Annotated in this window: 8 protein-coding genes, 1 tRNA gene and 1 pseudogene; 4 read left to right on the top strand and 6 right to left on the bottom strand. The window is 68.5% G+C overall.

What is annotated here, in order from left to right:
- From VEC11_RS14495 to VEC11_RS14470, 6 genes are all read right to left on the bottom strand, one after another.
- Nucleotides 1–255 (bottom strand): hypothetical protein (locus VEC11_RS14495; protein ID WP_464132728.1); only part of this gene is annotated, 255 nt, incomplete at its 3' end.
- Nucleotides 256–421: 166 nt separating this feature from the next.
- Nucleotides 422–961, bottom strand: a complete 540-nt coding sequence (gene nusG / locus VEC11_RS14490; RefSeq protein ID WP_464132725.1) for a transcription termination/antitermination protein NusG — start codon at nt 959–961, stop codon at nt 422–424.
- Between the two features lie 41 nt (nt 962–1,002).
- The gene (gene secE / locus VEC11_RS14485) at nt 1,003–1,197 is read right to left on the bottom strand and encodes a preprotein translocase subunit SecE (RefSeq protein WP_464132720.1); all 195 of its coding nucleotides are present in this window, start codon (nt 1,195–1,197) and stop codon (nt 1,003–1,005) included.
- 190 nt (nt 1,198–1,387) lie between these two features.
- A tRNA-Trp gene (locus VEC11_RS14480) sits at nt 1,388–1,463 on the bottom strand.
- A gap of 63 nt (nt 1,464–1,526) precedes the next feature.
- Nucleotides 1,527–3,761 (bottom strand): putative bifunctional diguanylate cyclase/phosphodiesterase, encoded by a 2,235-nt coding sequence (locus VEC11_RS14475; protein ID WP_464132717.1) that lies wholly within the window; start codon nt 3,759–3,761, stop codon nt 1,527–1,529.
- A 201-nt stretch (nt 3,762–3,962) separates the two neighbouring features.
- Nucleotides 3,963–5,627, bottom strand: coding sequence for a fatty acyl-AMP ligase (locus VEC11_RS14470; RefSeq protein WP_464132731.1), 1,665 nt, complete (start codon nt 5,625–5,627; stop codon nt 3,963–3,965).
- Nucleotides 5,628–5,845: 218 nt separating this feature from the next.
- Here VEC11_RS14470 and VEC11_RS14465 point away from each other — a divergent pair, with 218 nt between their 5' ends.
- From VEC11_RS14465 to VEC11_RS14450, 4 genes and pseudogenes are all read left to right on the top strand, one after another.
- A complete protein-coding gene (locus tag VEC11_RS14465) occupies nt 5,846–6,388 on the top strand; it encodes a regulatory protein RecX (RefSeq protein WP_464132712.1) in 543 nt (180 codons plus the stop codon).
- Nucleotides 6,389–6,457: 69 nt separating this feature from the next.
- Nucleotides 6,458–7,072, top strand: coding sequence for a cold-shock protein (locus VEC11_RS14460; protein WP_464132710.1), 615 nt, complete (start codon nt 6,458–6,460; stop codon nt 7,070–7,072).
- Nucleotides 7,073–7,121: 49 nt separating this feature from the next.
- Nucleotides 7,122–7,496 (top strand): NADH:ubiquinone oxidoreductase subunit NDUFA12, encoded by a 375-nt coding sequence (locus tag VEC11_RS14455; protein ID WP_464132707.1) that lies wholly within the window; start codon nt 7,122–7,124, stop codon nt 7,494–7,496.
- Nucleotides 7,497–7,501: 5 nt separating this feature from the next.
- Nucleotides 7,502–7,900: pseudogene (locus VEC11_RS14450) on the top strand (DUF2155 domain-containing protein); the annotation flags it as partial.
- Nucleotides 7,901–7,923: the final 23 nt, after the last annotated feature.

The raw sequence follows: 7,923 nt of genomic DNA, 5'->3' as shown, positions 1-7,923 counted from the left end.
GCCGGTGAAATAGAGAATGACGAGCACGAGCAGGACCAGGGCGAGGATGGCCGCGACGATCCACCCCCATGGCGTCGGCCTGGCGGGCGCCACGTAGACCGATGTGGGCTGCGGTGCGGGTGGTGTTGCGGGCGGTGCCGCGGCAGGCGCGGGCGGCGGCGGCGCGGCCAGAGGCGGCGGCGCGGGATCGGGCGGAGGAGGTGGTGCCGGCGGCTCGGGCGGCGGGCCCGTCGCGCTGTTGCGATCGTCCGTCATGGCCAGTCCCCCCTAAGGTTCGCCCGAAGCCAATTTCTCCAGCACACGCATCGTTGCCAAGCCGAAGGGTGCCCGAACCGGCGCCGGATCACAAGTGGCCGGCCCAATGCGAAAGAGGCCGGGGCTTTCGCCCCGGCCTCCTCATGTCATTGCCTGGGATCGAGCGCTACTTGACCCGCTCGACCTGCTCGAACTCGAGCTCGACCGGGGTCGCGCGGCCGAAGATCGACACCGACACCTTCACGCGGCTCTTCTCGAAGTCGAGCTCCTCGACCACGCCGTTGAAGCTCGCGAACGGCCCGTCCAGCACCTTGACCGCGTCGCCGATCTCATAGTCGACGCTGATCCGGGCCTTGGGCGCGGCGGCGGCGGCCTCGTCCTTGGTGTTGAGGATGCGGGCGGCCTCGGCGTCCGAGATCGGCTGCGGCTTGCCGCTCGAGCCGAGGAAGCCGGTCACCTTGGGCGTGTTCTTGACGAGGTGGTAGACGTCGTCGTTCATCTTCAGCTTGGCGAGCACATAGCCCGGGAAGAATTTGCGGTCGCTCGTGACCTTCTTGCCGCGGCGGACCTCGGTGACCTTCTCGGTGGGGACCTCGACCGCCTCGACGAGCGGGGTCAGGCCGAGCCGCGTGGCCTCGGCGGTGATCGCGTCGCGGACCTTGTTCTCGAAGCCGGAATAAGCGTGGATGATGTACCAGCGGGACATGTTTTTCCCTGTTGCCTTTCGAATATGCTCCGGACGCCGGCTCAGCCGATCAGGCCTAGCAGGGTCCTGACGATGACGCTGAACAGGCTGTCGATGCCGAAGAAGAAGACGGCCAGCAGGCTGGTCATGATCACGACCATCAGGCCGGTCATCAACGTCTCCTTGCGCGTCGGCCAGACGATCTTGGCCGATTCGGTGCGGACCTCGCGCAGGAACTTGCCGGGATTGAATGCCATTGTGCCTGTCTTTGCCTCTTCGCTTCCGGGCAAGGGCTCTCCGCCGCCCCTTTGAGGGTCGGCGCGCCTTCACCGCTTTCGGATTGGGAGCGGTATCTAGCTTCGAAGCCGTCCGTGCACAAGACCTCAGGCTTGCCTGCGGAGTCGGCGCACGCCGCGATCTGCGGCGCCGCCGCGACCGGGCGGGAAATGGCAGGAGTGGAGGGGCTCGAACCCCCGACCCTCGGTTTTGGAGACCGATGCTCTACCAGCTGAGCTACACTCCTAGAGCCGGAGCGCGTCCCTAGCTGCGGGTGTCCTGCAGCGCAAGGCTTTGCGTTACGCCTTGCTCAGGCGGCGGCGAGAATGCGGTTCTGGCCGAGCAGCTCGCGGACCGTCTCGGCGGTGATCGGGCGGGAGAAGATATAGCCCTGGATCTTGTCGCAGCCGAGCGCGCGCACGATCGCCAGCTGCTCGGAGGTGGCGACCCCCTCGGCGACCGTCCTGAGGCCGAGGCTGCCGGCCAGCGCGACGACGGCGCGGATGATCGCGGTGCTTTCGGGGTCGTCCGCCGAGATCGCCTGGACGAAGCCCTGGTCGATCTTCAGCGTGTCGAATTTCGCGCGGCGCAAATAGCCGAGCGAGGAATAGCCGGTGCCGAAATCGTCCATGGCGAGCTTCACGCCGAGGCTCTGGATCTGCTGCAGCACCTTCTGGGTCGTGCCGGTCAGCTCGAGGAACACGCTCTCGGTCACTTCGAGCTCGAGCCGGCTCGGTTCGAGGCCCGCCTGGGTCAGCGCCGAGACGAGCGTGACGATGAAGCCGGGATCGCGCAGCTGGCGCGGCGAGACGTTGACGGCGACGCCAACGTCCTGTGGCCAGTTCACCGCCTCCCGGCAGGCCCGGCGCAGCACCCATTCGCCGATCCTGCCGAGCATCCCCGTCTCCTCGGCGATCGGGATGAACTTGGATGGGGGAATGTCGCCCAGCTCGGGATGGCGCCAGCGCAGCAGCGCCTCGCAGCTCGTGATCTCGCCCGACTGGGCGGCGACCACCGGCTGGTAGGCGAGCGTGAACTCGCCCGCGTCCATTGCGTTGCGGAGCGCGAGCTCCAGCCGCCGGCGCTCCTCGGCGCGGTCGTGCAGGCCCGGCTCGTAGAAGCGGATGTCGTTCCCGGAGCCGGCCTTCGCCCGGTAGAGGGCGAGATCGGCGTTGCGGATCAGCTCCTCGACCGTGTCGCCGTCGCGCGGGCCGAAGGCGACGCCGATCGACGCGCCGACGAACAGGCGCTGCTCGCGGTACAGGAACGGCCCCTGGAGCGCGCTGATCAGGGCCAGGCACAATTGCTCCAGCTCCTCGCGGCTCTCCGCCTCGGGAACGACGATCGCGAATTCGTCGCCGCCGAGCCGGCCGGCGGTCATCTCGTCCGAGATCACCGTCTCGAAGCTGCGCGAGACCTGCTGGAGCAGATGGTCGCCGGCGACATGGCCGAGGCTGTCGTTGATCGTCTTGAACCGGTCGAGGTCGACCAGCAGCATCGCGCATTGCTTGCCGCGGGCCTGGGCCTCATTCAGGGCCGCGGCCAGATTGTCCATCAGCTGGAGCCGGTTGGGCAGACCGGTGAGCGCGTCGTGGCGCGCCATATGGGCGATGCGGTCGGCGGCGGAGCGAGCGGCGGTCACGTCGGAGCCGACGCCATGATAGCCGGTGAAGCGACCCTGCTTGCTGAACGTCGGCCGCGCGGACAGCTCGATGGCCCGGGTGCCGCCGTCGGCAATGGGGAGCGCGAGCACCACCTCGCTGAAGCCTTCCCGCCGGCCGATCGTCGCGAGGGCCGCGGCATGGGCGCGGCGCGCGCTCTGGTCGGAACGTGCCGGCGCCTTCATGAACTCGATGAGGGAGAGCCCCTCCAGCTCCTCGATGCTGCGGCCGGTGGCGCGCGCGAACCGGGCCGAGACGTTCTGGAAGCAAAGCTGGGTGTTGGTCTGCCAGAGCCAGTCGGCGTCCGAGCTTTCATATTCGCGCAGCAGCAGGCTGACCGTCTGCTCGCGCTCCTCCAGCGCAAGATCCAGATATTTGCGCTGCATGAAGGCGCGGCCGTTGATCAGCACCATCGCCACCAGCCCCGCCGTATAGACGGGCGCGATCAGCAGGATCAGCAGATTCTCCTGGGTCGCCAGCATGCGCGCAGCGGCGACGCCCATGATCAGCACATAGGCGGAGGCCGCGGCTGGGATCGGCGAGAAGACGAAGGCGGCGCCCGCCATCATCGTCGCGGTGATCACGCAGAGCGCCAGCTGCTGCCCGTGATCGGCATGTTCGAAAAAGTAGCGGGCAGGGAAGGCCCAGACGAGGCCGATGAAGACCGAATGATAGGCGGCGCGGTTGATCGTCTTGCGCGGCAGGGAGTGGATCTCGCGGCCGCGGAGCCTGCGCTGCTGCTGCACGAAATAGAGCATCATGAGGGAGACGCTGAACAGCCAGAGCGCCAGCGAGGACGGCGCCACGCTGCCCCAGAGCATGTAGGCGATGAACAAGGCGTTGAACGTCTGGCCCCAGGCCGCCACGGTCATGGCCGGACGCATCGCCGCAAGCTGCGCCGCGCGCACGCGCCCCCACCCCCGGACGCCCGGGGGAGCGGCGCGGTTGAAAACAACGCGCCAATCGAGCCGTGGAAGCGTCTTGTCGGTCATATCACTCCGACCGGAGCCTTAACCAACAAGCGTTAGGGAAGGGTTATTCCCCTCTGGGTAATCGTACGTGTCGCTGCGCGGGTGCCGGCGGCGTCAGGCGGCGATGTCGTAGGTCTGGATCTCGCCCGACAGATACAGGTTTCGCGCCTTGGCCCGCGAGAGCTTGCCGGAGCTGGTCCGGGGCAGCGAGCGGGGCGGCACCAGCTCGATCACGCAATTGATGCCGGTGATCGCCCGCACGCGCTCACGGATCGCGTCGCGCAACCGGCCCCGCTCCTCCATGTCGGAGGTGCGGCACTGGACCAGCACGGCCGGCGTCTCCTCGCCGCCGGGAGTGGTGATCGCGAAGGCGGCGATGTCGCCGGCCTTGAAGCCCGGCAGCTGCTCCACGGCCCACTCGATGTCCTGCGGCCAGTGGTTCTTGCCGTTGATGATGATCATGTCCTTGGCGCGGCCGACCACGTAGAGATAGCCGTTCGACATGTAGCCCATGTCGCCCGTGTCCAGCCATCCGTCCTCGTCGAGGCAGGCGTCGGTCGCCTCCTCGTCGCGGAAATAGCCGACCATGACCGAGGTGCCGCGGCAGAAGACCTTGCCCACCTCGCGCTCGCCGAGCAGGCCGTCGTCGTCGCCGCGGATCGCGACCTCCATGTCCCTGACCGGCTTGCCGCAATTGACGACGGCGCGGTAGCGCTGCGGCCGGTCCCGCTCGCCGGCCGAGCCGCCCGCGAGCAGGGTCTCCTCGACCAGTTCGACGACGATGCCCTCGCCGGGCGGCATGACCGTGACCGCGAGCGTCGCCTCGGCGAGGCCGTAGGAGGGCAGGAAGCTGGCCGCGTCGAAGCCGGCGGGCGCGTAGGTGTCGACGAAGCTCTGCATCACGTCCGGGCGGATCATGTCGGCGCCGTTGCCGGCGACCCGCCAGCGCGAGAGATCGAAGCGGTTGGCGACGTCGGTCTGGCTGGAGACGCGGCGCGCGCAGATGTCGTAGCCGAAGGTCGGCGAATAGCTCATCGACTGCTCTTTGTTGCGCGTGATGAGATCGAGCCAGGCCAGCGGACGGCGGGCGAAATCCTCGGTCTTGAGATAATCGACCGACATCTGGTTGGCGACCATCGACATCATGCAGCCGACGAGGCCCATGTCGTGGTAGAAAGGCAGCCAGGAAACGCCGCGGTCGCCCTGGCCGATATGCATCGAGTGGGCATGGGCGGCGAGGTTCGACATCAGGGCGCGGTGGGTGATGACGACGCCGTGCGGGAAGCGGGTCGAGCCGCTCGAATATTGCAGATAGGCGATGTCGTCGGCCTTGGGCGCGTCGAGCGGGCAGGGGGCGATGTCGGCCGCCAGGAACGAGGCCCAGTCCTGCGACCTGGAGCCCACCGCAGCGGCGGCATCGGCGGCCATGGGCAGGTCGGGCGGGAAGAGCAGCAGCGCCGGACCGGAGCTGTGCAGCTGCACTACCAGCTGGTCGATATAGGCCTCCTTGCCGCCGAAGGAGGTGGGCAGCGGCAGCGGCACCGGCCAGGCGCCGGCATACATCGACCCGAAGAAGAGGGCGACGAACTCTGCGGCGGTCTCGGCGATCAGGGCGACGCGGTCGCCGGAGCCGATGCCGCGCGCCTTCAGCCGGTGGGCGACGCGGATCGCGTCCTCGCGCAGCTCGGCATAGGGATAGACGCGCGCCAGATTGGCGCGGGCGTCGTGGAAGTTCATCCCCTTCTTGCCCTGCGCAACATAGTCGAGCGCCTCGGTCATGGTCGCGAAGTCGGCGTAGCGGCGAGGGAGCTCATCGTCCGTCGGCGTCGTCGCGAGCGCCTGCGTCGCCGCGACGCGCGGCTTCACCTGGCCATCATGGTCAAGCACAGTCGGCTGAATCCTTCTTCATGGGCCTCATAGGGTCCCAAATCTGCTCTTCAGCGTCTGCCCCTAGGAGACAAGGCGCGTTCATAATCCGGCTCGACTATGGCACAAACATGGCGATGAGTCATGATCGTGGCAGAAGGGTGAAACCGCCGCTCGATGCACAAGCCCTCCAGCAGGCCGCGCTTTCCTATGCCGGGCGCTATGCCACGACCCGGGCGAAGCTCGCTTCCTACCTGGTCCGCAAGGTCCGGGAACGGGGCTGGTCGGAGCCCCAGCCGCCGCCGATCGAGGCGCTCGTCGAGCGCATGGCGACGCTCGGCTATGTCGACGATCGCGCCTTTGCCAATGCCCGCGCCGGTGCGCTCACGCGGCGCGGCTATGGCCTCCGCCGGGTGGGCGAGGCCCTGCGCGCCGCCGGCATCGGCGAGGAGGACGGCGCCGAGGCGCGCGAGACGGCAGAGGAGAATGCCTGGGATGCCGCGCTTCGCTTCGCCGAGCGGCGGAAGCTCGGGCCGTTCGCCGCGGCCGAGGCCGACCGGCCGGCCCGCGAAAAGGCCTATGCGGCGATGCTCCGCGCCGGCCATCCGCCGGCTCTCGTGCGCCGCATCCTGGCCGCCAGGCCGGGCGAAATCCCGCTTGCGGACACATGCTGAACACACATGGTTCACAAACGCGGAATACGTGATACCTTCACGGTCTGATCTAGGGGGGTCAGGCGTAGCATGACGTCGCGTCCACAAGCGCGGGTAGAGGGGGACCATGCCTCGATCGCCGGGAGCGAAACCGCTGCGCGTCCGCAGCCGGTGACGCTCGAGCCGCATAGCGAGGCGCTCGTCCAGGTCACCGGCACGGTCAAGTGGTTCGACGCCACCCGCGGCTTCGGCTTCATCGTCAGCGAGGAGGCCGAGGGCGACATTCTCGTCCATTTCTCGGTCCTGAAGGAGCATGACCGGCGCAGTCTGCCCGAAGGCGCGCTGGTCGAATGCCTCGTCGCCCACCAGGAGCGCGGCCTGCAGGCGCGCAAGGTGCTCAACATCGACCTGAGCCAAGCCATCGTCCCCGAACTCTCCAGGCCGCATTCGGCGCAGGCGGACCGGATCGATCCCTCGACCCTGATCGACGAGGCCGGCGCCTTCGAGCCGGTCCGGGTGAAATGGTTCAACCGGCTGCGCGGCTACGGCTTCCTGGTCCGCGATGACGAGGACCAGGACATCTTCGTCCATATGGAGACGGTCCGCCGCGGCGGCCTCGCCGACCTCGTCCCCGACCAGCCGCTCCGCGCCCGCATCGCCAGCGGCCGGAAGGGCCCGCTGGCGGTGGAGGTGGAGCCGGCCTGACCGACTAGACGCTTGCGCCGTCCCGCCCATCGGGGCTAGGCGCTCGGCCATGGGTTTCTTCAAGAATCTGTTCACCTGGTGGGAAGGCGCCACGCTCGGCACGGCGATCTTCAGCCGCCGGCACGGCAGCAAGGTGGGCGAGGACCGGCACGGCAATCGTTACTTCGAGGGCAAGGGCCGCCGCTGGGTCATGTATGCGGGGATCAACGACGTCAGCCGGGTTCCGCCCGAATGGTATGCCTGGCTGACCCGGCAGATCGACGCGTTGCCCGACGAGGCGCTGCCGCCGCCGCCCAAATTCCTGCGCGAGGCGACGCCCAACCTCACCGGCACGGTCGAGGCCTACCGTCCGACCGGCGCGCTCGAGAAAGGCGGCCGGCGGCAGGCGGCGAGCGGCGACTATCAGGCCTGGACGCCCGACTGATCGTCATGCGCGGCCTCACGACCAGTGCGGGTCTGGCGGTGCTGCTTGCGCTCGCCGCCTGCTCGCCCCGCGGCGCCGAGGAGGGCAACCGCGAGGAGGAAGCCCAGCTCGAAAACCAGACGGTCGATATCCCCCAGACGGTGAATCAGCTCGCCCCGGGGACGACGCCGATGGCGGAGCGGGTCGCGGTGATCGGCCTGCTCAACAAGCGCAACGGCCTGCAGCGGGACCTGACGCTGCGGCCCGGCCAGGCGGTGCGGGTGGGCGACGTGATCGTCCGGCTGCGCGCCTGCGAGACCACGGCGCCCTGGGAAATCCAGCAGCTGACCGGCGCCTTCGTCCAGCTCGACGTGCGGGGCGGCGACGGCCAGTATCGCCGGGTCTTCTCTGGCTGGCTGTACAAGGAGACGCCGTCGCTCAACGTCGT

It is taken from the genome of Allosphingosinicella sp., assembly GCF_035626655.1.
GTDB lineage: Bacteria > Pseudomonadota > Alphaproteobacteria > Sphingomonadales > Sphingomonadaceae > Allosphingosinicella.
Note: the sequence above shows the minus strand (reverse complement) of the source record. Positions and strands in the feature narration are given on the sequence as shown.